The sequence below is a fragment of the Mesorhizobium sp. B2-3-12 genome (assembly GCF_006442205.1).
GTDB lineage: Bacteria > Pseudomonadota > Alphaproteobacteria > Rhizobiales > Rhizobiaceae > Mesorhizobium.
On sequence record NZ_VFVR01000008.1, the window covers coordinates 157065 to 182183 of the forward strand.

General features: G+C 64.8%; 24 protein-coding genes. 17 read left to right on the forward strand and 7 right to left on the reverse strand.

Annotated features, from left to right (window positions below; translation table 11 throughout):
• Positions 1 to 44 precede the first annotated feature (44 nt).
• Entirely contained in the window at positions 45 to 413 is a 369-nt protein-coding gene (locus tag FJ948_RS22260; protein ID WP_140708177.1) for a hypothetical protein, read from the forward strand.
• Here FJ948_RS22260 and FJ948_RS22265 read toward each other — a convergent pair.
• On the reverse strand, positions 410 to 1399 hold the full coding sequence (locus FJ948_RS22265; protein ID WP_140708520.1) for a sugar-binding domain-containing protein: 990 nt from the start codon (positions 1397 to 1399) through the stop codon (positions 410 to 412). The genes FJ948_RS22260 and FJ948_RS22265 overlap by 4 nt on opposite strands.
• 259 nt (positions 1400 to 1658) lie before the next feature.
• Between FJ948_RS22265 and FJ948_RS22270 the strand changes: the two genes are divergently transcribed.
• The 6 genes from FJ948_RS22270 (at position 1659) to FJ948_RS22295 (ending at position 8656) form a co-directional block, all read left to right on the forward strand.
• Positions 1659 to 2645, forward strand: a complete 987-nt coding sequence (locus FJ948_RS22270; RefSeq protein WP_140708179.1) for an ABC transporter substrate-binding protein — start codon at positions 1659 to 1661, stop codon at positions 2643 to 2645.
• 86 nt (positions 2646 to 2731) lie between these two features.
• Positions 2732 to 4435 (forward strand): iron ABC transporter permease, encoded by a 1704-nt coding sequence (locus FJ948_RS22275; protein WP_140708181.1) that lies wholly within the window; start codon positions 2732 to 2734, stop codon positions 4433 to 4435.
• Positions 4423 to 5502 carry an ABC transporter ATP-binding protein gene (locus FJ948_RS22280; RefSeq protein WP_140708183.1) on the forward strand — a complete coding sequence of 360 codons (1080 nt, stop codon included), beginning with the start codon at positions 4423 to 4425 and terminating at the stop codon, positions 5500 to 5502. The genes FJ948_RS22275 and FJ948_RS22280 overlap by 13 nt, the downstream gene beginning before the upstream one ends.
• Complete coding sequence (locus FJ948_RS22285; RefSeq protein WP_140708522.1) at positions 5502 to 6668, forward strand: MBL fold metallo-hydrolase; 1167 nt, start codon at positions 5502 to 5504, stop codon at positions 6666 to 6668. Before FJ948_RS22280 ends, FJ948_RS22285 begins: the two co-directional genes overlap by 1 nt.
• Positions 6665 to 7408 carry a 5'/3'-nucleotidase SurE gene (locus FJ948_RS22290; RefSeq protein WP_140708185.1) on the forward strand — a complete coding sequence of 248 codons (744 nt, stop codon included), beginning with the start codon at positions 6665 to 6667 and terminating at the stop codon, positions 7406 to 7408. Before FJ948_RS22285 ends, FJ948_RS22290 begins: the two co-directional genes overlap by 4 nt.
• 93 nt (positions 7409 to 7501) lie before the next feature.
• Positions 7502 to 8656 carry a DUF930 domain-containing protein gene (locus FJ948_RS22295; protein ID WP_140708187.1) on the forward strand — a complete coding sequence of 385 codons (1155 nt, stop codon included), beginning with the start codon at positions 7502 to 7504 and terminating at the stop codon, positions 8654 to 8656.
• Between the two features lie 10 nt (positions 8657 to 8666).
• Here the strand turns inward: FJ948_RS22295 and FJ948_RS22300 are convergent, their stop codons facing one another.
• The gene (locus tag FJ948_RS22300; RefSeq protein WP_140708189.1) at positions 8667 to 9341 is read right to left on the reverse strand and encodes an HAD family phosphatase; all 675 of its coding nucleotides are present in this window, start codon (positions 9339 to 9341) and stop codon (positions 8667 to 8669) included.
• 101 nt (positions 9342 to 9442) lie between these two features.
• Positions 9443 to 10084 (reverse strand): hypothetical protein, encoded by a 642-nt coding sequence (locus FJ948_RS22305; protein ID WP_140708191.1) that lies wholly within the window; start codon positions 10082 to 10084, stop codon positions 9443 to 9445.
• A 191-nt stretch (positions 10085 to 10275) separates the two neighbouring features.
• Here FJ948_RS22305 and FJ948_RS22310 point away from each other — a divergent pair, with 191 nt between their 5' ends.
• The 5 genes from FJ948_RS22310 to ptsP are packed head-to-tail and all read left to right on the forward strand — an operon-like array spanning position 10276 to position 14992.
• On the forward strand, positions 10276 to 10713 hold the full coding sequence (locus tag FJ948_RS22310) for a transcriptional regulator GutM (protein WP_140708193.1): 438 nt from the start codon (positions 10276 to 10278) through the stop codon (positions 10711 to 10713).
• A 53-nt stretch (positions 10714 to 10766) separates the two neighbouring features.
• Positions 10767 to 11528 carry a PTS glucitol/sorbitol transporter subunit IIC gene (locus FJ948_RS22315; RefSeq protein ID WP_140708195.1) on the forward strand — a complete coding sequence of 254 codons (762 nt, stop codon included), beginning with the start codon at positions 10767 to 10769 and terminating at the stop codon, positions 11526 to 11528.
• Between the two features lie 16 nt (positions 11529 to 11544).
• Complete coding sequence (locus FJ948_RS22320; RefSeq protein ID WP_140708197.1) at positions 11545 to 12543, forward strand: PTS glucitol/sorbitol transporter subunit IIB; 999 nt, start codon at positions 11545 to 11547, stop codon at positions 12541 to 12543.
• A gap of 28 nt (positions 12544 to 12571) precedes the next feature.
• Positions 12572 to 12952, forward strand: a complete 381-nt coding sequence (locus tag FJ948_RS22325; RefSeq protein WP_140708199.1) for a PTS glucitol/sorbitol transporter subunit IIA — start codon at positions 12572 to 12574, stop codon at positions 12950 to 12952.
• 57 nt (positions 12953 to 13009) lie between these two features.
• Positions 13010 to 14992: a phosphoenolpyruvate--protein phosphotransferase gene (ptsP, locus tag FJ948_RS22330; protein WP_140708201.1), complete on the forward strand. Its 1983-nt coding sequence runs from the start codon at positions 13010 to 13012 to the stop codon at positions 14990 to 14992.
• A gap of 25 nt (positions 14993 to 15017) precedes the next feature.
• Here ptsP and FJ948_RS22335 read toward each other — a convergent pair whose 3' ends face one another.
• A complete protein-coding gene (locus FJ948_RS22335) occupies positions 15018 to 15818 on the reverse strand; it encodes a hypothetical protein (RefSeq protein ID WP_140708203.1) in 801 nt (266 codons plus the stop codon).
• Between the two features lie 156 nt (positions 15819 to 15974).
• Between FJ948_RS22335 and FJ948_RS22340 the strand changes: the two genes are divergently transcribed.
• On the forward strand, positions 15975 to 17000 hold the full coding sequence (locus FJ948_RS22340) for a sugar-binding transcriptional regulator (RefSeq protein WP_181173770.1): 1026 nt from the start codon (positions 15975 to 15977) through the stop codon (positions 16998 to 17000).
• Here FJ948_RS22340 and FJ948_RS22345 read toward each other — a convergent pair.
• Genes FJ948_RS22345 through FJ948_RS22355 form a run of 3 tightly spaced genes read right to left on the reverse strand, consistent with a single transcriptional unit; the run spans position 16987 to position 20164 of the window.
• A complete protein-coding gene (locus tag FJ948_RS22345; RefSeq protein ID WP_140708205.1) occupies positions 16987 to 17838 on the reverse strand; it encodes a TIGR01459 family HAD-type hydrolase in 852 nt (283 codons plus the stop codon). The two genes, FJ948_RS22340 and FJ948_RS22345, sit on opposite strands and share 14 nt — an antisense overlap.
• Positions 17835 to 19109 carry an FGGY-family carbohydrate kinase gene (locus FJ948_RS22350; protein ID WP_140708207.1) on the reverse strand — a complete coding sequence of 425 codons (1275 nt, stop codon included), beginning with the start codon at positions 19107 to 19109 and terminating at the stop codon, positions 17835 to 17837. The genes FJ948_RS22345 and FJ948_RS22350 overlap by 4 nt, the downstream gene beginning before the upstream one ends.
• Before the next feature lie 14 nt (positions 19110 to 19123).
• Positions 19124 to 20164: a class II aldolase/adducin family protein gene (locus tag FJ948_RS22355; RefSeq protein ID WP_140708209.1), complete on the reverse strand. Its 1041-nt coding sequence runs from the start codon at positions 20162 to 20164 to the stop codon at positions 19124 to 19126.
• A gap of 182 nt (positions 20165 to 20346) precedes the next feature.
• Here FJ948_RS22355 and FJ948_RS22360 point away from each other — a divergent pair, with 182 nt between their 5' ends.
• The 4 genes from FJ948_RS22360 to FJ948_RS22375 are packed head-to-tail and all read left to right on the forward strand — an operon-like array spanning position 20347 to position 25044.
• Positions 20347 to 21129: a DeoR/GlpR family DNA-binding transcription regulator gene (locus tag FJ948_RS22360; RefSeq protein WP_140708211.1), complete on the forward strand. Its 783-nt coding sequence runs from the start codon at positions 20347 to 20349 to the stop codon at positions 21127 to 21129.
• A complete protein-coding gene (locus FJ948_RS22365; protein WP_140708213.1) occupies positions 21126 to 22508 on the forward strand; it encodes a carbohydrate kinase in 1383 nt (460 codons plus the stop codon). Before FJ948_RS22360 ends, FJ948_RS22365 begins: the two co-directional genes overlap by 4 nt.
• The gene (locus FJ948_RS22370; protein ID WP_140708215.1) at positions 22505 to 24049 is read left to right on the forward strand and encodes a sugar ABC transporter ATP-binding protein; all 1545 of its coding nucleotides are present in this window, start codon (positions 22505 to 22507) and stop codon (positions 24047 to 24049) included. The genes FJ948_RS22365 and FJ948_RS22370 overlap by 4 nt, the downstream gene beginning before the upstream one ends.
• Entirely contained in the window at positions 24046 to 25044 is a 999-nt protein-coding gene (locus FJ948_RS22375; RefSeq protein WP_140708217.1) for a ribose ABC transporter permease, read from the forward strand. The genes FJ948_RS22370 and FJ948_RS22375 overlap by 4 nt, the downstream gene beginning before the upstream one ends.
• Positions 25045 to 25119: the final 75 nt, after the last annotated feature.

A 25119-nucleotide genomic window follows, 5' to 3' on the forward strand; every position in this document is an offset into this window, starting at 1 on the left:
CTTGACCCATCTTCCCCAGTGGATCGCGAGCAAGGGAGGCCGCTATGCCTGCATTCGACCCATCTGACATGAAAACCTTGTTCGGCAAGGTCATGGGCGCGTCGCCTTCCGACATCAAGCTGGTGGCGCAGCGCCTGCATGACCACGCCTTCGAGCCGCGCATGTCGGCGGAAGAGACCAGGCAGCTTGTCGTCAGTCTCGGCTATGACAGCCTCGATTCGTTCTGTGCCGATATTGGCCTGCCCATGCATATAGCGGAGCGGTGGAGCCGTTTCGGCGTTTCGGGCGAGATGAAGCAGGTGTTCACGTTGCTGGCAGGGCAGCGCAGACGCGTGGCCGAAGCGGTCGCCGAATTCGAATCCATGACCCATGTCGGCGTCGAGGACTTTTTGCGCGAACGCGGGTTGATTTAAACCCCGGAAGCGTCTCGACCGGCCTTGGCCAGCAGCGCCATGGCGGTGTCGCTGTCGGTGATCAGCACATTGGTGCTGACGGCCTTCAGCGCGGCGAGAATAGCCGCCACCTTGCGCTTTCCCCCGGCGGCCAGCACGACATTGGGTACCCGTCCGACAACGTCGAGATCGATCGCCATGACACGGCCGTTGACCTCGTGGTCGACGAGTGTGCCCGTGGCATCGACGAAATAGCACAGCATGTTGGCGACCGCGCCTTTCGCCTTCAAAGGCGCAATCAGCGATGAGGGCACGATGCCATGCCGGAAGATGGTGGCGTCGGGCGACATATCGCCGACGGTGAGCAATGCGATGTCGGCCGCGGCCGCGCGCCGGCGCACATCCTGCAAGGTCGGCTGTGCCCAAAGCAGTTCGCGCAGCGAGGGGTCGTCCACCATCACCGGCGCGGTGATCTGGTAGCTGTCGACCTCGAAGACATCGGCGACTTTGGCGGCGACGATCGACGGGTTGATCCACTGCGAATGCGGCAAGCTGCCGACAAGCGCGACCACCGAGGCGTGCTTCAGTTGGCGCCGGGCAAGGAAACCGAGGCTGGCATGCAGTGTCGCGCCGCCGCCGATCGCCAGCGTCATGCCGTCCTGCATCTGCTCGCCGAGATAGGCGGCCACCGCGTGCCCAATGGCCTTCTCCAGATGGTCGTGGGCCGAAGGTGTGGGGATGACGACGGCGGCATTGAGGCCCCAGCGTTTCTCCAGTTCCCGCTCCAGCGCCACCTGTTCGGCGGTCGGCGCGTTGATCATGGTGACGACAATGCCTTCGGCGGTGCAAGCGGCCAGCGTGCGCATGACCTTCACCCTGGAGACATCGAGCTTCTCGGCGATCTGCTCCTGCGTGAAACCCTCGACATAATAGAGCCATGCCGTCTTGACGTTGAGGTCCGACGAGACCATCGGCAGGCGAGCCGATGTGGGCTTTTCCGTGGGCATAATCATCGTCCCTCATGTGGCATGATCCGCAGCGTTGTTCTGATCCGGGAAACGCCGCCCGTCTGTCAACCGGGTGCGGTCAACGGCAGCCCAACTATCGCATAGTCCTGATCATTTGTAATTGACATTGAACATATGAACATATTTTGTGCCTTTCACGCGCAGTGTCATCCACCAGTCATATGCGCCGTGCAGGGAGGAAGAGACGGGGTGCTGGCCAGAGGCCGGACCGTCATGCACAGACAAGACAGGAGGTCTCATGAAGACGCTATTCATCAAGCTGCTGGCCAGCCAGCTGGCGCTCGCGGCTACTTTGTTTGCCGGCGTGGGAAATGCCGAAACACTGACGCTCTACACATCCCAACCCGAGGCGGACGCAGCCAAGACCGTGGACGCCTTCAAGAAGGCGCAGCCCGGCATCGACGTCACCATCTATCGCTCGGGCACCAGCGACATCCTGACCAAGATGGCGGCCGAATTCGCTGCCGGCAGCCCGCAGCCAGATGTGCTGCTGATCGCCGACGCGGTCTCGATGGAACTGCTGAAGAAGGACGATCGGCTGATGGCCTATCCCGAGGCCAAGCTCGACGGCATCGAGACGGATGCCTATGACGCCGACAAGACCTATTTCGGCAGCAAACTGATCACCACCGGCATCGTCTACAACACCGCCGCCGCCGAAAAGCCGCAGCATTGGGCCGATCTCGCCAAGCCAGCCTATGCCGACGGCCTGGTCATGCCAAGCCCGCTCTATTCGGGTGCGGCCGCGTACCTGCTTTCGGGTTTCGCCGGCGATACCGACTATGGCTGGGATTTCTTCCAGAAGCTGAAGACCAACAACACCGTCAGCGTACGCGGCAATGGCGCGGTGCTGAAGTCGGTGGCCTCGGGCGAGAAGCCTTACGGCGTCCTCGTCGACTTCATGGCGATGAACGCCAAGAAGAAGGGCTCGCCCGTCGAGTTCGTGTTCCCCAGCGAAGGCGTGCCCGCCGTGACCGAGCCGGTCGCCATCATGAAGACGGCCAAGAACGTCGACGGCGCCAAGAAGTTCGTCGACTTCATTCTTTCGGACGAGGGCCAGAAGCTGGCCTTGTCGATGGGCTATTTGCCGGCGCGTGCGTCGGTCGGCCGCCCCGATTGGCTGCCGGAGGGCGTCAAGGTCAAGGTGATGCCGTTCGACACCAAGGCGATCGTCGCCAAGACCGACGCCGACAAGGCGAAGTTCCAGGAACTGTTCGGCGGCTGAGCCGCCGGTCGCAGCGGGATGCCGGTCAGCGGCATCCCGCCCGCTTCGGGCAAAGCCCGCGCGCATCGATCCCAGGAAACGCAATCATGCCGACACGTATCAGGGAGAGCCGGGGCCAGGAAATGGTCCTGACGGCGGCGGTGGCCGTCGGCATCGTGCTGCTTTCGCTGCTGCCCATGCTGCGCCTGGTCAAGGAGATCGTGGCGCCCGGCGGCAGCTTGTCGGCCGTGGCGGTAGAGGCCGGGTTGAAAAACCCGGCAACCTGGATCGCGACCTGGCACACGCTGGTCGTCGGCATCGGCGGCACTCTTCTGGCGGTACTGTCGGGAACGCTGGTGGCCGTGCTGGTCTCGCTGACCGACATGCGTGGCCGAAGCGCCCTCGTGCTGTGCTACGTCACGCCGCTGATGATCGCGCCGCAGGTGACGGCGCTGGCATGGCTGCAGCTGTTCGGCCCGGCAAGCCCGTTCCTAAAACTGTTCGGGGCGGCGCCGCCGCTCGGCACGAAGAACCCGCTTTATTCGACCTCGGGTATCATCCTGCTGCTTGGCGTACAATATGGCCCGCTCGTGTTCCTGCTGGTGCGCGCGGGCCTGCGCAAGCTGCCGCGCGAACTGGTCGAAGCCGCGCGTGCCGGTGGCGCGAACTGGTTCACCGTGCTGGTCACCATCGTGCTGCCCCTGATGACGCCGTCGATCATGGCGGCCGCCGCACTTGCCTTTGTCTCCTGCGTCGGCAATTTCGGCATTCCGGCCTTTCTGGGCATCCCCGCCAATTATCTGGTGCTGCCGACGCTCATCTATCAGAAGCTGGCCGGCGGCGGTCCGGCCGTGCTCGGCGAGACCGCGTTCCTGTCGGTGCTGATCGGCGTCATTGCCATGGCCGGTATTCTCGCCCAGGAGGTGATGAGCCGTCGCCGCGATTATCGCATCTCCTCGACGTCGCTGCCGGCCGAGCCCTATGAACTTGGCCGCTGGCGGCCCGTTGTCCAGGCCGGCATGTGGCTGCTCATCGTGCTGGTGCTGGTCCTGCCGCTGTTCGGGCTGGTGCTGACCTCGCTGGTGCCGGGCTACGGCATCGCGCTCACCGCCAAGACGGCGACGCTCGACAATTATCGTTTCGTGCTTTTCGAGCATGATGCCGCCAACCGCGCCTTCTTCAACAGTTTTTGGCTTTCGATCGCCGCCGCCTTCTTTGCGGTCATCGTCGCGGTGCCGGTTGGCTATCTGATCGCCTGGGGCAAGCAGCGCTGGGTGCGGCTGCTCAATTTGTCGGTCGAACTGCCCTATGCCTTGCCAGGCGTGGTGCTGGCGATCGCCTCGCTGCTCCTGTTCCTGCGGCCGATCCCACTGACCGGGATCCAGCTCTACAACACCGTCTGGATTATCCTTTATGCCTATCTCGCCCGCTTCCTGGTGCTGGCGCTGCGGCCGACCATCAGCGGCTATCACCAGATCGACCGGGCGCTGGAAGAGGCCGCGCAGGTGGCGGGCGCCGGCCTGTTCACACGCTTGCGCACCATCGTCTTTCCACTGGTGGCGCCGGCGGCGGTCGCCGGCGGCCTTCTGATCTTCATGACGGCGCTCAGCGAACTCACCGTCTCGGCGCTGCTGTGGTCGTCGGGCTCGGAGACCATCGGCGTGGTGATGTTCTCCTTCGAGCAAGGCGGCGATTCCAATTACGCGGCGGCGATATCCGTTATCACGGTCGCGGTCACCTTCGTGCTGATGCTGGTGACCAACCTGCTTGCCCCTCATCTTCCGAGCGGAGTTCTGCCATGGCGCGACTGAGCCTGGACCATGTGACCAAGAGCTTCGCCGATTTCGACGCGGTGAAGGATGTCTCGATCGACGTCGCTGACGGCGAATTCCTGGCGGTGCTCGGCCCGTCCGGCTGCGGCAAGACGACGTTGCTGCGGCTGGTGGCCGGTTTCGAAAAGGTGACCTCGGGCGCAATCCGCATCGGCAGCGATGTCGTTTCGAACAGCGGCGGCAGTGTCGCGCCGGAAAAGCGGCGCGTCGGCATCGTCTTCCAGAATTACGCGCTGTGGCCGCATATGAGCGTCGCCGAGAACATCGGCTATTCGCTGAAGGTGGCCAAGCTCGACAAGGCGGTTGCGCGTCAAAAAGTGGACGACGCGCTGGCCTTGGTCAATCTGCAGGGGCTGGGCGAGCGCAGGCCCGCCAATCTCTCCGGCGGCCAGCGCCAGCGCGTGGCATTGGCGCGCTGCCTGGTGGCTGCACCCTCGCTGGTGCTGTTCGACGAACCGCTTGCCAATCTCGACGTGCATCTGCGGGCCTCGATGGAGGACGAGTTCGCCGCTTTCCACAAGCGCACCGGCACGACAATCGTCTACATCACCCATGATCAGGCCGAGGCGATGGCGCTGGCCGACCGCATCGCGGTGATGGATCATGGCCGCCTGGCGCAGCTTGCCACGCCGCGCGAGCTCTATCATGAGCCGGCAAACGAAATGGTCGCGTCGTTCATTTCGCAAGGCATTCTGCTGCCGGCGGATGTCTTGACGGGTGAAGAAGGCGGGCATTGCAAGGTTAGGGTTCTCGGAACCGAGATTGTGGTTCGCTGCCGGCCCGGCGAGCGGCCGCGCGCCGGCGCCAAGATCTGCTGCCGCTCCGCCGACCTCGAAGTCTCGGCCGATGCCACGGGCTTCGACGGCCGGGTCAAGCGGGCGATATACCAGGGCGGCGCGGCGCGCATCGAATTCACACCCGCCGCTGGTCCGGACCTCACCTTGCATTTCGAGCAAGCCGATCCCGTGACGCTGGAGAGCGGAACCGAGGCGCGTCTGCGGATAAAATCCGGCTGGCTCATCCCGGCGACGGGGGCTGCATCGTGATGATGCTCGACCTGCTCGGCGGCTTTGGGGAAAAAGGCCGCACCAGCCTCGCCGTCCGGAGCGGAAGCACGCTTATCCTGCTCGATATCGGCATCAAGGTCGGCGCTTCCGGGGCTGAATATTATCCGGCGCTGGAAGGGCCGGTCGACGACATCGATGCAGTGTTTGTCTCGCATGCCCATGAGGATCATGTCGGCGCGCTGAGCTGGTTATTGGCGCGTGGCTATGCCGGCCCGATCTTCATGACGGCGGAGACCCGCGGCGAGGCGCCGGCGACGCTTGCCGCCTATGCCGAACCGGGCGACTTCAGCCGATTTCCCTTGCCCGAAGACCGTATCGAACTCTTCGAGCCGGGCGACACGCTCACCAGTGGCAATCTCGTGGTCAGCACGGGACGTTCAGGTCATGTCGTGGGTGGCGTCTGGTTCGCAGTCGACGACGGGGAAAGCCGCATTGCCTATTCGGCCGATGTGGTGCCGGACAGCAATGTGTTCGTCATGGACACGATCCCGCACTGCGACCTTCTGGTCTTCGACGCTTCCTACGGCGCCGATCCCGTGCCGGGGGCGGTCCGGGCGCGAGAAATTTCCGAATGGGTGGCGCGCCACCCACGGGGATGCCTCCTGCCGACGCCGCTGTCGGGCCGTTCGCTGGAATTGATCGCGGCCTTGCCGGGGCCATTCGCCATCCATGCCGGCATGCGCTCATCGCTGGAGGCGCAGATGGACGCCGGAGCATCCCTGTTGCCTGGCGTTTCCGGGTTTCTGCGGCGCCGCTTGCGGGAGGCAGCCGACTGGGCCGATGGCGAGCCCTTGCCGGCGCTGCCCTTGCTGGCCGATGACGGCATGGGCGAAGCCGGCCCGTCCTCCAGGCTGTTGCCGCGTGCTGGAGAGGCCGGATACCCGGTGCTGCTCACCGGGCATCTGCCGCCGGGCTCTCCGGGTCAGCTCCTCAACAAAGCCGGTCGGGCGGACTGGATACGCATGCCCACCCATCCGACACTGTCGGGCAATGTCGGCATCTGGGAGAAGGCGGGACGCCCCACGGCGCTGAGCCATTCCTGCGGGCCCGATCTGCTCGGCGACTTGAAAAGCCATATCCCGTCGTTGCTCACGCAATGCCGCACAGGCCACCGTGTCACGGTGGGGCAAGGGAGCAAAAAATGAGAATCCTGATCTGCAACGACGACGGCATCGAAGCCCCCGGCCTGTCTCGGCTGGTCAATGCCGCCAGCGGGCTGAGCAACGATGTCTGGGTGGTCGCCCCCGACGGCAAGCGCACCGCCGCCGGCTCGTCGCTGACGATCGCCAGGTCGCTGACGATGCAACGCATCAAGACGAACTGGTATTCCTGCTCGGGCACACCGGCCGACTGCGTGGTGAGTGCAATGACGTGGCTTTTCGCACGGGAAGCAAAACCGGATCTGGTGCTGGCGGGCGTCAATGACGGCCGCAACGTCGCCGAGGATATTGCCTATTCCGGCACGCTTGGCATTGCCCGGGAGGCAAGCTTCTGGGGCGCGCCGGCAATCGGTTTTTCGCGTGTGAAAAATCCTGAGTTCAGCGATGGCGACGACCAATGGCTCGGCGCGCTGATTGGCTCATTGTGGCAATCGCGCGCCGACTGGGCGAGGGAAGGCCATTGGCTCAGCGTCAACCTGCCGACCGTGCTGCCGGCCGAAATCCGGCAACCGCGCATCGGCCGCGACAAGATCGGCCGCAAGGCCGAGATCGTGGAGACCGATGGAGATCGCACGGTCATCACCGTGCCGCGCGGCCGGGCCCATGCAAGCGAACCGGGCGATGAAAACGAGGCGATCGATGCGGGTTTCGTCAGCATCAACCGGCTGAACTGGTTTGGGGAGACCCGGTTGCAGGACCGGTTTCTGGACGGAATTCGACCCTAGCCTGCCTGCGATCACCAAGCTGTCAGCGGCTAAATCGCGTCAATTCCAAGCCTATGCTTGAAGCCGCCGCTATTTCATTCCACATCGGAAAGGATGAAGGATGAGACACGCGAATGGCGCCGGAATCTGCTTTGGGGCTTGGCCGCATCGCTGATCCTGCATGCGCTTGTCGCATCGTTCTTCATCTACGGCCTGTCAAAAACCTCTCAGGAGCCACAGCAGGAGCAACCGATAAGCGTCGCGCTCGTGCCCCCGCCCGATCAGCCAAAACCGAAGCCGCAGCCGCCCAAAGCCGAGAAGCCACCGGAATCGAAGGCTGAGAAGCCACCCGAGCAGAAAGTTGAAAAGCCGCCCGAACAGCCGCGCAAACAACCTGACGACACGGCTTTGAAGCGCGTTTTTCAATATGGCGATAAAGATACAGGGCCGAAGAAATCCCTGGATGGGACCGCGGCCAAGGACAATGCGCCGTCGCCTGCGAAGGATGACGCTGCGAAGCCTCCTGTCATGCCCAAGCCTGCCGAGAACAAGCCTGCCGAGAACAAGCCTGCCGCGACGGTGAACGCGGAGCAGCGGCCGGATGCGAGCAAGGCCGACGAGAATCCGCCAACCCAGCCGACGGACGCCAAGCCCACGCCGAGTGAGGAAAAGCAGGTCACGCAGGACGCGGACAAACAGCAGGCTGTGCCACAAGCCGCCGATCAACAAGCAGCCGTAACGCCAAAGCCGTTGCCGACCGAAAGCGACGCCAAGCCCGGACCCGCGCCCGAAAAGCCGAAAGCCAAAGCCGTCAAGACGATGAAGTTCAAGTCCGAAAAGGCCCTGAAGTCCCGGCCCGGGAAGGCCACCGCCTCAAATTCCACGAACGACGCAGGTGCTGGATCACCGATGTACTCCGGTCTTCCGGGGGTTCGGAAACTCTACTCGCAGGGCGCTACCGGCGACGCGTTGGCCACGAGTTCCATGAGTGGCGTGCCTCGCAGTCAGCGCGTTGCGACCCTTTGCGCCAACGTGCTGGACCAGGAGCTGCAGGGTGCCGACTATTCTCCCAAATGGCTGCCGACGATCCCGCTGAAGACCGGTAATGTACTCGACCGCTCCGAAGCGGCTTTCAGCACGACAACCACATGGTACCAACTGAGCTTCCGATGCGAGGTGGATGCCGATGCGACGAGGGTCTTGTCATTCAACTTCCGAGTCGGCGCCGAAATTCCACGCAGCGACTGGCCGCCAAACCATCCTCTCTAGCTTTCCTTACTCAGGCAGGGACACCGAGTCCAACCAATTGCCGGCTAACTTCATGCCAGTCGGCGCAGACGAAATCGGCACCGGCGGCCATCAGCCGCGCGGCATGCTCCGGATAGGTGTGGCCGCCACCGGTGTAGCCGATCGCCGTCATGCCGGCGGCGACCGCGCCCTGGATGCCGAAGGGCGAATCCTCGATGACGATGCAGTCGGCCGGATTGACACTCATCCTTGCCGCGGCGAACAGAAAGATGTCGGGTGCCGGCTTGCCGTTCTTGACCATCGAGGAGCTATAGATGGCATCGCCGAAAAACCGCGCCAGTCCGGTGATGGCCAGGCTGTGGTTTATGCGCTCGACGGAGGATGATGAGGCAACGCAGCGATCGCCTTCGAGCGTTTCCAGGAATGCGGCGATTCCCGGTGTCGGCTTCAATTCCTGCGAAAACAGAGTTTTTGTCTCGGTCCAGATATCGCCGTCGGCAGCCGCGGGAAACTGATGGCCGGTCAATTCCCTGATCCTGACGATGATGTCGGCCTGTTTCATGCCGACGCACTGGGCGATGATGCCGCCGTCAACGCCCGGCATGCCGTGCTTTTCGTAGACGCGCTCGTAGGCCCTGGCGGCCAAGGGCTCGCTGTCGACCAGCACGCCGTCGCAATCGAAAATGATAGGCCTTGCTCGCGCCACGCGCTCGTCTCCTCAAGTCAAATTTCGCACATCGCTATCGGCAAAAAATCAAATGTTCAATAGTGCGGCGTTTTTTGGGAGACATGAGAACCGGCGATGGCTCAAAGCTGGCGCAACGCATCGCTGGCGCGGGAAGACCCCAGCGCCCTCTGCATGGCCTGCCGGGATTGGGCGCGATCGGGCGTGATCCAGTTCGGTTCCGCGCCCAGGAAGCGGTCGAGGAATGCCACGGCATAGGCCGGCATCTCGGTGACGTTCTCGCGATAGGACCACCATGTGCGCAGGTCGTCGGCGCATTTGTCGATGCTGGGCGCCGAGCCGAATTCCTGCTCATGGATCGCCGAAATCACCGAGACGCAGTAGTTGGTGTAGAGAAAGCCTTCCGGCCAGAAGCGGATGATGTCCAGCGTGCTGGCATTCTGATCCGTTTCGATAAGGTGGGTAAGGCCGGAGATCTCCCTGGCCGGTGCCTGCTTGATCAGTTCGCGCAGCACGAGGCCGGCGGCAAAGACGATGAAGTCGGCGCGGTCGATCGCGGCAAAGCGCTTCTGCGCCTCCATGACCTCGACCCAGTCGAGAAAAGCCCGGGTCAGCTTGGCCTCGTCGATTTCGAAGCGCACGCCGAATGTGTCAGAAACGACCTTGGCGCTGCCGCGAAAGGTGGCACGGAACCAGCGCAACTGCCGCAACCTGTGGCGCAGGTCGGGCATGAGGGCCAGTTCATCCCTGAAGGGCAGTTCCATTGCATGCATCCCGTTTCATCACAGGCTAGCACAGACGTGCCGCCGCCGAAATCGTGCGGCGGCCCTGTGGATGACCGTGGCCACGGCCAATATCATACATATTGACATTCACGGAAACAAATGTTCTCACTTTGCTGTTGTCGCGCGCCGGTCCAAGGTGCACTTCAATTGAGGCTCGGGAGGAGAACCGAATGGCGATTTGGCAGTGGGGACTGCTTCTGCTGGTTATTGTGTGGGCGTTGCAGTCGCTCGGCGTCTGGCTGCAGATGCGGCACTATTCGGATGTCTTCCGTGGCGTCACCGACCAATACAAGGATGGCTTCGTCGGCGCCGGCAATTTTCGCGGCCGATTTGCCAAGGGCACGATCGCGCTGGTCGTGGTTACGCCCGACCTGATCGTGCGCCGCATGATGGTGATGAGCGGCCGTTCCGTCTTCACCAAATTCAAGCGACATGAAGAATTCGAGGGTGTTCCCCTCGATCGACTCCGGTCCAACCCTGCGATCATGGGGGAGGGGGAACCCGGTGTGGCCGAGGCCGTGAAGCGGGCGATCGAACAGATCGACAAAGCACGGTCGGAGCCGGGGAAGAAGCCGGGCCTGTCCGGTTTGAACGTAGCAAGGGCATAGAGGAGGCCGTGCGCCGACCGGGATCACCCGGCGGGCCGGCATAAGGAGGAGAAATGTCTGTATTTTCGTTGTTGGCGCAGCATGCCGACATGGCCGTGCACAATTTGCATGTCGCGAGTGCCATGGTTTCGGATGCTGCATTGCATGGCAAGCTTGCCGTCGAGCATGCTTCCGACCATCTCGTTGTCCTGGCGCAAGCCGACAGCGGGCCGATTACCGTCGACCAGTTCAAGGAAAAGCTGAAGGACGTCCAGCAGGAAGAGCAGCTCGGCTGGCTGACCGCCATCGGCAAGTACTTCATCGGCATCTTCCAGAAGGGCGGCGAAGTGTTCGCCGGTTTCGTCACCGGCATCATTCCGACGCTGGTGGTGCTGATGACCGCCTTCTACGCCGTCACCGAACTGGTCGGCGAAGAGCGCGTTCATGGCCTGGCGCGTGGCGCCGGCAGGATCGCGCTGACGCGCTATACGCTGCTGCCGCTGCTTGCGGTGTTCTTCCTCACCAATCCGATGGCCTATACGTTCGGATCGTTCCTGGAAGAGAAGCACAAGCCCGCCTTCTATGACGCGGCCGTGTCCTACGTGCATCCGCCGCTCGGCCTGTTCCCGCACATCAACCCCGGCGAATATTTCGTCTGGGGCGGCATTCTGGTCGCGCTGCTGGAACTGGAAAAGAAGGGCGCCGTCGTCGCCGGTTACCACGTCAAGGTGGCAATCTGGTACGCCATCGTCGGCCTCGTCGTCATTCTGCTCAAGGGCATGCTGACCGAGCGCATCACCGCCATCATGGCACGCCGCCAGGGCGTCGAGCTGTAAGGGCGGGGAGGACATCATGGCCAAGACATACAAAGCCGTAAGGATCACCCGGGGCAAAACAGGGTGGGGCGGTCCGCTCGTGATCGAGCCGACCGAACAGCGCAGCAAGGTTGTTTCCGTCACCGGTGGCGGCATTCATCCGGTGGCGCAACTCATCGCCGACATGACCGGCGCCGAAGCCGTCGACGGCTTCAAGGCGCCGCCGATCGAAAGCGAAATGGCGGTGGTCGTCGTCGACTGCGGCGGCACCGCACGCTGCGGCGTCTACCCGCGCAAGCGTATCCCGACCGTCAACCTGACACCGGTCGGTCAGTCCGGGCCGCTCGCGCAGTTCATCACCGAGGATATTTATGTTTCGGGCGTCAAGCCGGCCGACGTCACAATGGCCGACGGTTCCGAGGCGGTCACCACTGCGGGGGGAGCAGCATCGATGAGTTCTACCAACAACACCGCGACCCCGGCGGCGCTGCCCAGCGAGGGCGGGCTGATCGGTTTCATCAGCACGATCGGCCGCGTCATGGGTCGTGTCGTCGGCATTTTCTTCAATGCCGGCCGCCGCACCATCGACCAGGTCATCCGCAACGTGCTGCCGTTCATGGCCTTCGTGACCATGCTCATCGGCCTGATCCTCTATACCGGTATCGGCGACGTGCTGGCGCAGCCGATGGGTCCGCTGGCCAACAACATCGTCGGTCTGCTGGTCATCTCGGCGATCTGCGGCCTGCCTTTCCTGTCGCCCATCCTGGGGCCAGGCGCCGTCATCGCGCAGGTCATCGGCGTCGCCATCATCGGCCCGCAGATCGCCAACGGTACGATTTCGCCGGCAATGGCCCTGCCGGCGCTGTTTGCCTACAACACCCAGGTCGGCTGCGACTTCGTCCCCGTCGGCCTGGCACTCGGCGAGGCCAAGCCCAAGACCATCGAAATCGGCGTTCCGGCGGTGCTCATCAGCCGTCAGATCATGGGTCCGGTCTCGGTGCTGATCGCCTGGGTCGTCTCCCTGATCGTGTTCTGAAAAAACCAACAACAACGAGGTTCGCCATATGTCGGTTCTTCTCAAGACACGGGTCACTGCAATCGGACCCGAAGTGGCGGACCTTGCCGAAGGAGGCGTGGTCATCCTGTTCGCGGATGGCTCGCCGCCCGAGCTTGCCGAAGTCTCCGTCCTGCACAGGACGGAGCAAGGCCCGAGTGACGGAGCGCCCGCGAAGGGCGCTTCGATCACCATCGGCCCGGTTTCAGCCGTCATAACCGCGGTCGGCTCCAGCGCCTGGAGCAAGGTGCTCGAAATGGGCCACGTCGTCATCTCGTTCAACGGCGCCCCGGAGGCCGAGAGGCCAGGCGAGATCTGCGCATCGCCGGTCGATGCCCAGGCGCTTGTCGCCGCCCTGAAGACAGACGCGATCATCACAATCGCCGCCTGAAAGCACTCGCGCCCCGCCCAGTCTGGCTTTGGCGCCCAAAAAAGCAGAGTATTTGCCATGGAACGCTCGACCATCGTCAGAGTGCATGAAGGTTTGCACGCCCGCCCCGCCACGCGCTTCGTGAAGCTCGCGAAGGGTTTCGAATCCGACGTCGAACTGGTCAAGGACGGCAAGGCGGTCAGCGCCAAGAGCTCGGTCAAGCTGATGCTGCTGGCGGTCAAGGAAAACCAGGAAGTCACCGTGCGGGCGAACGGCGCCGACGCCATCGAGGCGATCGAGGCGCTGATCGGCTATCTCGAGAACCCAAAGGCGGGTCTGGAAGACGAAGAAACCCACACCCCGGCGAATGACGCAGGCAAGGATACGGCGCTGGCGCCGGCGACCGAATCCGTGCCGGCGGCATCGGAGGATGCAGGTGGTTTGCGCGGCGTTGCCGCAAGCGAGGGCGTCGCCATCGGGCCGGCCTTCGCGCATTTCCCGCCTGACATCGCCGGGCAGGGCCGTATGCTGCAGGCGGAAGAAATCGCCGGCGAGATCGACAGGTTCCGCGCCGCCGTCGCCGCCGTCCAGGCGCGCATGGATCGGGCCTTGGCGCAGGATAGTCTGTCGGCGGGAGACCGCGGCATCGTCGCGGCACTCAGGGATATCGCCGCCGACGACAGCCTGACCGGCGAGGCCGAAAAGGCGATCAAGGGCGGCAATGACGCGATCTCGGCCACGATCACCGGCGCTTCCACCATCGCCGCCGATTTCAGCGCCGTCGACGATCATTATCTCAATGCGCGGGCGGACGACGTCCACGCGGTCGGGCGGCAGATTTGCCTGGTGCTGCTCGGACAGGACGACGTGAGCCTCGAAAACATCCCGCAGGGTGCGATCCTGATCGCCGATGATATCGGCGCCTGGGATCTGGCGCGCGCGCCGCTGAAACGCATCGGCGGCGTGGTGTGCGGCCATGGCGGCGCCACCTCGCATATCGCCATCATCGCCCGTTCGCACGGCATTCCGGCGGTGCTGGGGCTTGGCGACCAGGTCAACGCCTTGCGCACGGCGCGAGAGGTGGCGCTCGACGGCAACAGTGGCCAGGTGATCATCGATCCCGACGCGGCGACGCGCGCCGATTTCGCCGGCCGTGTCGAAGCGGCGGCAAAGGAGCGTGCCGGCCTGACCGCGTTCAAGACGGTGACGCCGAAGCTGGCTGACGGCAGGGTGATCGAGGTCGCGGCCAATATCGGCTCGCTGGAGGAGATCGAAGCAGCACAGGAGGCGGGCGCCATGGGCGTCGGCCTGTTCCGCACCGAGCTTTTGTTCATGCGCCATATGCGCCTGCCGTCGGAAGACATGCAGGCCGAGACCTATGCGGCGCTGGCCAGGGCCTTCGCGCCCTATCCGGTCATCGTGCGCACGCTCGACATCGGCGGCGACAAGCCGATCGCCGGCATCGAGTTTCCCGACGAGGAAAATCCGTTCCTCGGCTGGCGCGGCATCCGCATGTGCCTCGACCGTCCCGATATCTTCAAGCGTCAACTCAGGGCGCTGCTGAGGGCGGCCGTGCACGGCAACATCAAGGTGATGCTGCCGATGGTGTCTGATATCGGCGAGGTGAGGCAGACGCGTCTTCTGGTCGATGAATGCGCCGCCGAACTGAAGGCCGAAGGCGTGCCGCACGCGACATTCGATCTCGGCGTGATGATCGAGACCCCGGCCGCGGTGCTGATCGCACCGGCACTGGCCAAGGAGGTGGCTTTCTTCTCGATCGGCACCAATGATCTCACCCAGTACATCATGGCCGCCGACAGGCTCAACCCGACCGTTGCCAAGCTCAACGACGTCACCAATCCGGCGGTCATGTCGGCGATCGAGCTGACGGCCAAGGCCGGCGTCGCCGCCGGCATCATGGTGGGCATGTGCGGCGAGGCGGCGGGCCGGCCGGATCTCATTCCGGCCTTTCTGGACATGGGCCTGACCGAGCTGTCGATGAGCCCGGCCTCGATCCAGCGCGCCAAGAAGACGATCATGGCCATGACGGCCGGGGAGTAGTTTCCGCGACCGCTGCTGCTGGAGCTTACGGCAAGTGGGCAAGCAAGGTGGCGAAGACAGGCGTCAATTCGTCGACCGGGCTCGCCTTGGCACAGGCCTGGACGATGCGGTCACGACGGATGTCGGCGGCCAGGATCGCGATCTCAAGCATATCGGGCTCCGGCGCGCCATCGCGGCCGGTTGTCGCCAGGCCGCAGGCCAGGACGACCGGCGCCAGGCAGCTTACCTCGAGCGCCTTGTCACCCATTGCCACCGCGTCCGGGGCGGCGTCACCAAAACGGATCGGGCGCTGGCCAAGGCACTCGACCAGCAACGCCGAACACGTCGCCGCGATGGCCTGCAATCCAGCATCGGGCGCGGTAAGCGCGGCCAACATCTCGGCACGCCGTTTGCGCATGGCCGCATGGACAGCGGCGAATCCGGCTTCATGGATACGGGCATTGTCGATCTTGAGCCCGGCAAGCACCGCCTTGGTCAGGTAATACATGTCGCGCCGGAACAGGCGCTCGGCGCTCAACTGCTGTTCTTCGTCCCCGGCCGGGAAATAGGTGCCGAGACCTTTCACCGTCGTTCCGTCCACCCTTATCGGGCGTTCGTGCGGGACGAAGGATTCGGCGATCGACAGCGCTTCGTCGACGGCACTGGCGGCATGGCTGAGCAGGCCTTCGATGCCTTTGCCCGGAAATGGCGGCAGATGGCTGGTCGCTTCGCGCAGCAGGCTGGCCTCGCTGGCGCCGTCATGGCGGCTCTGGCGGATGATGTCGCGGACTTCCCGCAGCCGGTCCTTAAGGTTGACGCGAACGTCTTCGGAGATTTGTCGGAGCATCGCGGTTTGCCTCGAATGTGCCGTGCGGGACCAGCCGCGGTGGGCCGGCCACCACCTCTACATTGTTCCTATCGATTGGTAGATCAATAGGCGATACTAGACCAGCACGCAGAATCGGCGGCGGCCACGCGCCCGTCGCCGCGGGGGAGGAATGATTTGGCCAGGGGACGACAAATTGAGGAAAGGCGGGCCGACGAGAGGCGAGCAGGAGCCGAAGCGGCCGAGCAGGTCGTCAGCGAGAGCCGGACAGACCGCCTCAGGATCCGCGCCGCCTGGATGTATTTCGTCGAGCAGATGACGCAGAACGAGATCGCCGATGTGCTTGGCGTCGGCCGCGTCACCATCGTGCGCATGCTGGCGGAGGCCAGGTCGCGCAACGAGGTCAAGATCACAATCGAGAGCGAGCTTCTGGAGATCGTGCGGCTGGAGCGCGCGCTTGAAAGGACCTTCGGCCTGCAGCAGGCGCTGGTGGCGCCGTTGACCGCGGCCAATGCCGATCCGATCCCGGCGATCGCCGCCAAGACCGGCATGTTCCTGTCAGATGCGATGAAGTCCGGCATGCAGGTCGGCGTCGGCTGGGGCAATACGCTGTTCCACACCTTGCCGTTCATCAGCGCCAAATCGCTGACCGATTTCAAGGTGATTTCGCTGCTTGGCGGCGTTGGCGTCGCGCGCCGGGTCAACCCAGCCGAGTTCGCCTGGCGCTTTGCCCAGATTTTCCAGGGCGACGGCTATCTGATGCCGACGCCAGCCGTCGTCGACAGCGTCGAGACCAAGATCGCGCTGATCGAACGCTGCGGCCTGCAGGAGGTTTTTGAGATGGCCGACGCGCTCGATGCCGTTCTGCTGAGTGTCGGCGGCATTGCTTCGGCCACCACCTTCTCGCGCGGCGGTTTCCTCAGGGAAGCGGACCGCGAGGCGCTGCTGGCGCGCGGCGCCGTCGGTGACCTGCTGTTCCATTTCTACGACCGCAATGGCGATCTGGTCGACCATCCCGTCAATAATCATGTGATGTCAGTGGATGTCGACCGGCTGCGCAAGGCGCCGATCCGCATTCTGACCTCGGGTGGCGCGGAGAAGATCGAGGCCTTGTTGGGAGCGATGAACCTGATTGCGCCGACGATCCTGATCACCGACGAGGAAAGCGCAAGGCGCATGCTCGAAGCGGTCAGCGAAAGCTGAACGATCCCGTGATGTAGTCGGGCCAGACCTTGTGCCCGTCGAAAACGGCGGCGAGGTCGGCCGTGTCGGCCAATATTCCACCCGACACCAGCGCCGTGGCGATGCCGACACCGTTGCCGCCCGCAATATCGTGTTCGACGCTGTCGCCGACGCAGACCACGCTGGCGCGCTCCGGTTCGCCTGCCAGGGCGAGCGCGGCATCGAAGATCGCCGGAAAGGGCTTGCCGATGCGGGTGACGCCGCCGCCGAGACTTTCGTAGAGATCGGCGATCTCGCCCGCGCCAAAGCGGGGCCCTACCGCCGTCAGCATGACCTTGTCTGGATTGGTGCAGTAGCACGGCACTTGCCGCACCGCTGCCGGAGCCAGCAGCCGGCGATAGTGGTCGAGGTCGTGGCGGTCGCCTTCGCTGGCCGAGATCAGCACGAGTTCGGCATCCTCGCCGGCTTCGGTCAGCGCGAAAGGCAGGCCTTTGATCGCGCTGCGATCGCCGTCGCGGCTGATCAGCAGGCATTTGGTGCCGGGCCGCAACGCCCCGGTCGCCGCCATTTCGTGGAAACGCCGCCACGCCACCTCGCCGGAGGACACGAAATGGTCCCAACTGCCGGCCGCGAAGCCGAGCTTCAGCAGGCGGTCCTCGTTCGGACCGGCACGCTTGCCGGAATTGGAAATCAGCACCACCGTCTTGCCGGCGCGCTTCAGCGTGGACAGTGCCGCCACCGCGCCGGGATAGGGGGTCTGGCCGTCATGCAGCACACCGAACTGGTCGAGAAGGAAGACTTCGTAGCGTTCCGCCAGCGCCGCGATGCCATCGAGCTGTTCGGCCCTCTTCACATTCATTGAAGCCCTGCCTCGCTTGCACCCTTCAGCGCCAGCCGTGCCGTACCGGCGGCCGCTTCGTCCGAGAGGGCCGGCAGGAAAGCGACGCCCAGCTTGCGCTGCCGGATCGCCGTCCATACCGGGTTCGCCGCGCCGCCGCCGACGCTCCTGACCGATGTCAGGGCGGGCGCGCCAAGTTCGGCCAGCCTGCCGTAGCCAAGCGCCTCGATCGCCGCCATGCCCTCGAACATCGCCTTGAGGTAATCGGCGTCGTCGGCAGGCCGTGGGGTGAGACGCGGCGGCAAGGCCGGATCGGCGATCGGGAACCGCTCGCCGGCCGTGCCAAGCGGATAATAGTCGAGGCCGGTTTCGGTCGTGGGGTCGATCGTGGCACTCAGTTCGATGATCCGCGCGAGCGGAAAATGCCGGGCCAACACCTTGCCGCCGGAATTCGAGGCGCCGCCCGCCAGCCAGCTGTCGCCAAGACGATGGCTGTAGATGCCGAAGCGCGGCGCCGAGATCGGCCGCTCGGACAGGATCTTGATGGTGAGCGAGGACCCCAGCGCGGTGACGCCGTCGCCGGCCGCTGTCGCACCCGTCGCCAGGAACGAGGCGCAGCCGTCCGTGGTGCCGGCAACCACGACCACATCGCGCGGCAGGCCGAAAAGCTCGGCGGCGGCCGCGGTGAGGGTTCCGGTGACATCACCCGGCTCCACGACATCAGGCAGCAGATCCATGTGCATGCCGGTGGCCGCGATCCAGTCCGGCCAGCGGCGCTGCTCGACGTCATAGCCGGTCTTGAGCGCATTGTTCTCGTCGCTGACATCGAAGCGGCCGGACAGGTTGCCGGCGATCCAGTCGGCCTGGTGCAGCACCGCCGCTATGCCGGGCTGATGCTGGAACCGCAAAGCCTTGGCGAGGCCTGAAGTCGCCCCGTGGGCGGCGCTCGCTTCCGGCGCCTCGCGGACGATCGCCGCCAGGATGGCGGCGTCATCGACCTTGTCGTTGTACATCAGCGGCTCGGCCAGAGGCCGCCCATCAATGTCGACCGGCAGCAGCGTGCCCGACGTGCCGTCGATGGCGACGGCGCGGATCGCGGCGCGGTCGACGCCAGAAAGCAGTTCCGCCAGCGCCGCCTGGACCGCTTGCCACCAAACCGAGGGGTCGCGAGGGTTCTGGCCAAACCTGTCGAGAGGCACGGCGGATTGGCCGGCAATGGAAAAATCCTGGCGCATGGCGACGGCGCGGGCGCCGGAGGTGCCGATATCGATGCCGACGACAAGTGGCGTCATGTCGTCCGTCCTTGTCAGGCCGTGTTGGCGGCGTTGAGCATCTGGCGATACTGCTCGGCGTCCCAGTTGACCAGTTCGTCATTCTCGGCGGCGGTGAGATAGTTCAGCCGCGCCTTGCTGTCGACGCGCGCGGTCACGTCGGCGAGGCAGCGTTGCATGGCGTCGGCACCTGCGCTGGCGTCGCCGCGCATCAGCACGCCGGCACCGGGAAACAGGATTGCCGGGGGCGCCGCGCCGAGCCGCGCGGTGACGCCGGCCACGTCTTCGCCCGACCTCGCAACGACCGAGCCTTGGCCAAGGAAGATGACATGGTCCGGATAAAGGCTGCCGGCCTCGGCCATGCCAAGGCTTTCCGGATCGAGGGCGACCGCGTGCGCCTCGACATCCGCCGGCAATCGGTAGCCGTCGGCTAGCGCCGTCAAGGCGGCGATATCCGGCGCGGCGGTCGCGCGCGGCTGCCGTGCCAGGAGCGACCGGACGCGGTGCAGCAAAGCCTCGGCCCCTGCGACGGTTTCCGCCGCGACCACCAGCCCGTGATTGCCAAGGATGAGCACGTCGACCCCAGGCCGCAGCTTCTCGGCAATGCCGCGGGCAAGCGGCAGGCCCGGACGGAAATACGGTACCCAGGCCCATTCGATGCCGCTGAGCCGCCTGGCGACCTCGGTCTCGCCATCGGCTTGCACTGCAAGCGAAATCGTGTCGACGCAGTGGACATGCAAAACCACGCGTTGCGGCATCAAGGCATGCACGGTGGTTTCGATCGACGGCCGCAGGCCACGCGGATTGAGGTCTTCGATGGCGAAGGCCTGTGGCTTGTCGGCGGCTGGATCGCGCCGTTCGACCGCCTCGAGCAGCGGCGCCATCGCCACCGGCACCATGATGTCGTCGCTGAGCGCATCCTTCAGCCAGGTGCCCGAGGCCTTGATCCACAGCGTGTCGCCGGCCTTGAGCGAAGTGTTGCCGCCCGCCGCCTGTGTCATATGGGGATTGAGCCCGATGCTGGCCGAGAGCGCCCGCAGGGAAGCCAGTTCCTGTGCATCAGCTTGGGTTGCCACGGCGCCTTTCCTCCAACGTCTGCACGAAATCCCGTCGCCGGGCCGCTGCTGGCGTTGGTATCGCAGATATGAGTGATCTACGTCAATGGTGATCTACTGTCGTCAAAACAAGCTTGCAATCCGACTAATGTTGAGTAAGTTGCACCAGTTGCCGTAGAAAAATGGCATCAGGGAGGAAAGAGTTGAGCGACTTCGGCCGCCAGCGTCAGATCGTCGAATTGCTCCGGGATCGCCCGTTCGCCTCCGTGCGCGAGTTGCAGGAGCGGCTCGGCGTTTCGGCAGCCACGGTCAGGCGCGATATCGACCGGATCGACGAGGCCGGTGAAGCCCGCAAGGTCTATGGCGGCATATCGGCGCTCGATGGCGCCTCGCATGCGGGCGTCGCTTATGCCCGGCCCTATGACGAGAACCGGGACCTCGCCGTCGAGGCCAAGCGGCAGATTGCAACCGTCGCCGCGACCATGGTGCGCGACGGCGACGCGGTTATCGTCCATGGCGGCTCGACCTGCTTCCATCTCGGCGTCAAGCTCGCCGACCGCAACATCCGGCTCTACACCAATTCGATGCCGCTCGCTGCCTATCTCAGCGACCATGGCCATTGCAGCCTGACGGTCGCCGGCGGTGATCTGCACCGCGAACCCGGCATCATCCATTCGCCGACCCAGGCGACGCCTTTCTATGCCTCGAAATTCTTTCTCGGCACGCAAGGGCTCAACCAGGAAGGGCTGCTGGAATCGCATCCGCTGCTGGTCCGCTCCATTGTCGATCTCAGCCTCTGCGCCGACCAGATCGTGGTGCTGGCCGACAGCCGCAAACTCTCGATCCACGCGCGCAACGTCGCGCTGCCGCTGTCGCGCATCGGCACGCTGGTCACCGATGACGGCCTCTCCGATGCCGATGCGCGCATGCTGGAGGATGCCGGCGTCATGGTGCGGATTGCTGCTACCTCGGGAGCGACGCCGTGAACGTGGCGGTGCTGGACTTCGGCAAGACCAATTCGAAGCTGTTCGTCTTCGGCCAGGACGGCCGCATCCTGGACGAACGCAGGACGCAGCCGAAATGGACGCACCAAGGCGGCTTCAGCGTGCTTGACGAAGCCGCCCTCCATGACTGGGCGTTCGGTGCCGTCACCGACGCGGTCGAAAACCATGGTGTCGAAGGGGTGATGGTGTCGGGCCATGGTTGCACCTTCGCCCTTGTCGGCGACAAGGCGCTGACGCATCCGATCCTCGACTACGAACAGGAGCCACCGGCCGAGATCGCGGCGCGGATCGACCGCCGCATCCCGGATTTCGCCGAGACGTTTTCGCCGCGCCTGCCGCTCGGCTTCAACTATGGCCGCCACATGCTGTGGCTGCAGGAGGTCGATCCCGATGCCTTTACGGCAGCGACATCGATCCTCGGCTATCCCCAGTACTGGAGCTGGCGCCTCGGCGGGCGGCCGGTTTCGGAAGTCTCCTATCTCGGGTGCCATTCGCATTTGTGGGCGCCGCGCGAACGTGATTTCTCCTCGCTGGTCGACGCCCAGGGCTGGCGCGGCCGGATGCCGGCTTTCGAACGTGCCGGCGCCGTCATCGGCGAGCAGCGCTTCGGCGATACCAAGCGATCGATCGCGATCCACAATGGCGTCCACGACTCCAATGCGGCACTGCATGCCTACCGCCGGCAAGGCCTTGGACCGCTGACCGTCGTCTCGACCGGCACCTGGGTCGTCGTGCTCAATCCCGACTGCCCGCTCGAAGCGCTCGACCGTGAGCGCGACATGCTGGTCAATGTCGATGTCGACGGCGGTCCGGTGCCGACCATCCGCTTCATGGGCGGGCGCGAATTCGCCGTCATCAGCGGCGGCTGGCAAGGCGCGATCCCGCTTGGCTCGATACAGCAGGCGCTCGATGCTCGCCTCATGGCGCTGCCCAGTTTCGCGCCGGGCGGGCCAATGCCGAGCCATCGCGGCGAAATCATCGGCGGTAAGCCCAGTGACGGGCAGAGCGCGGCGGTGGCGCTGCTTTACGTGGCGCTGATGATCGATCTCTGCCTCGATCTCATTAGTTCGCAGAATACCGTCATCGTCGATGGCGGGCTGAACACGGGCGGCCTGCTTGCCGGGCTGCTGGCGCAACTGCGTCCCGGCCAGACCTTCCTGCAAGGCGCCTCGCTGGAAGGCAGCGCCACGGGTGCGGCAGCGCTCGCCTTCGAGAGCGAAGGTCATGACTTCGCCGCCGAGCCGCCGGAGCCGGTGCGGGCGACAGAATTCAGTGGCCTCGCCGGCTATCGCGATGCCTGGCGCGATCGCGTCGCTGCCGGACATGGCGCCGCCGTCAAGGCTGCGGGTGGTGCGCGATGAGCGCGGCCGTGCAGACGCAGGCGACGCGCCAGCCGGTGCTGGAGATGCGCCACATCTCGAAGACCTTCGGTGCGATCCGTGCCCTGCAGGACGTCTCGCTCAGCGTCCATGCCGGCGAACTGCACGCGCTGATGGGCGAGAACGGCGCCGGCAAGTCGACGTTGATGAAGGTGCTGTCCGGCGCCTATCGGCCGGATGCGGGGGGCGAGATACTCATCGATGGCGCGCCCGCCGCGACCGGCGATCCGATCAAGGCGCGCGCCGCAGGCATCGCGGTGATCTACCAGGAGCTGTCGCTGGCGCCGAACCTGACGGTGGCGCAGAACATCTTCCTCGGCAATGAACCCCGCCGCTTCGGCATCGTCGACCGTGACCAGTGCAACCGTCGCGCTGGCGAAATCATCGCGCGGCTCGGCGTCTCGTTCTCGGCGCGCGCCCTGGTTTCCAGCCTGTCGCTCGGCGAACGACAGTTGGTCGAGATCGCCCGGGCGCTTTCGACCAATGCGCGCATCATCGTCATGGACGAGCCGACCACGTCCTTGACCTCGCGCGAGACCGACCTTCTGTTCGAGGTGATCGCGACGCTGAAGACGCAAGGCATCGCCATCATCTATATCAGCCACCGCATGGAAGAGGTCTACCAACTCGCCGATCGCGTCAGCGTGCTGCGCGACAGCGGCTATGTCGGGACGCTGGAGCGCGCCGACCTCAGCGCCTCGCGGCTGGTGTCGATGATGGTCGGCCGTGATCTCTCGGCCTTCTACAAGAAGGACCATCGCCCGCCGGGCGAGAAGCGCGCTGTCGCGCTCTCGGTGCGCGGCATGTCCGACGGGCGCCTGCTGAAGGACTGTTCGTTCGACCTCCATCACGGCGAGGTGCTGGCGCTGGCGGGTCTCGTCGGTTCTGGCCGAACCGAACTCGCCAGGCTGATCTTCGGCGCCGACAAGCGCAGCGCCGGCACGATGGAACTCGACGGCAGGCCCATAACCATCGGCTCGCCGGGCGAGGCGCTCGATGCCGGCATCGCCTACCTCACCGAAGACCGCAAGGAACTCGGCCTGTTCCTCGACATGTCGATTTCCGACAATATCAGCATGGGCGTGCTGGCCAGGGACGCGCGGGCCGGCGGCTTGCGCGACTTCACCACTGCGGACAGGCGTGCGGCGAAGGCCATTGCGGACCTCTCCATCCGCACCGGCTCCGCGCAAGCCAATGCCGGCTCGCTGTCGGGCGGCAACCAGCAGAAGGTGCTGCTCGCGCGGCTGCTCGAAACCGAGCCGAAGGTCGTCATCCTCGACGAGCCGACACGCGGCGTCGACGTCGGCGCCAAGTCGGAAATCTACCGGCTGATCGACAATCTCGCCAACAAGGGTATCGCCATCCTGATGATCTCAAGCGAATTGCCCGAGGTGATCGGCGTCGCCGACCGCGTGCTGGTGATGCGCGATGGTGCGATCGCTGGCGAGGTGACGGCGTCGGAAGGCGAACCGCTTCGCCAGGAAGCGATCATGGAACTTGCGACGGGAGCGTCTCAGCGATGACAGACAGGACGACCGGGACGAAGAGTGTGGACCAGGCGGTGGCCAGGAACCGGCGGCTGCGCACCGCGCTTGCGGCGCTTGGCATGCTGCCGGTGCTGGTGCTGCTGGCGGCCGGCTTCCAGTTCATCAACCCGCGCTTTCTCACCGGCACCAACCTGCTGATCGTCACGCAGCAATCGTCGATCAACATCGTGCTGGCCGCCGGCATGACCTTCGTAATCCTGACCGGCGGCATCGACCTGTCGGTCGGTTCGATCCTCGCCGCCGCGGCCATGGTGGCGGTGCTGGTGTCGCTGGTGCCGGACTGGGGCCTGCTCGGTGTGCCGGCGGCCATCCTGGTCGGGCTCGGCTTCGGGCTGATCAACGGGCTGCTCATCGCCTATATCAGGCTGCCGCCCTTCATCGTCACTCTGGGTTCGCTGACCGCCGTGCGCGGCGTTGCCCGCTTGCTCGGGCAGGACACGACGGTGTTCAATTCCGACCTGCCGTTCGACTTCATCGGCAACGGTTCGGTGCTCGGCATCCCCTGGCTGGTCATCATCGCGCTGTCGGTGGTGGTGCTGTCCTGGGTGGTGCTGAAACGCACGGTGCTCGGCACCTGGATCTATGCCGTCGGCGGCAATGCCGAGGCCGCCCGGCTGACCGGCATCAAGGTGCCGCTGGTGCTGCTCTTCGTCTATGGCGTTTCCGGCCTGCTTGCCGGCCTCGGCGGCGCCATGTCGGCGGCTCGGCTCTACGCCGCCAACGGCCTGCAACTCGGGCAAAGCTACGAACTCGACGCCATCGCCGCCGTCATCCTCGGCGGCACCAGTTTCGTCGGCGGCGTCGGCTCGATCTGGGGCACGCTGATCGGCGGCCTGATCATCGCGGTGCTCTCCAACGGGCTCATCTTGGCCGGTGTCTCGGACATCTGGCAGTACATCATCAAGGGATTGGTCATCATCGTGGCGGTCGCCCTCGACCGCTACCGGCTCCAGGCAGGGGCGAGAACGTGAGTGACCTGGTCGCCGGCATCAAAGACCGGCTTGTGTAACGCACCGCGAGAGGCGCGGGGCATCAGGAGGAAGTAA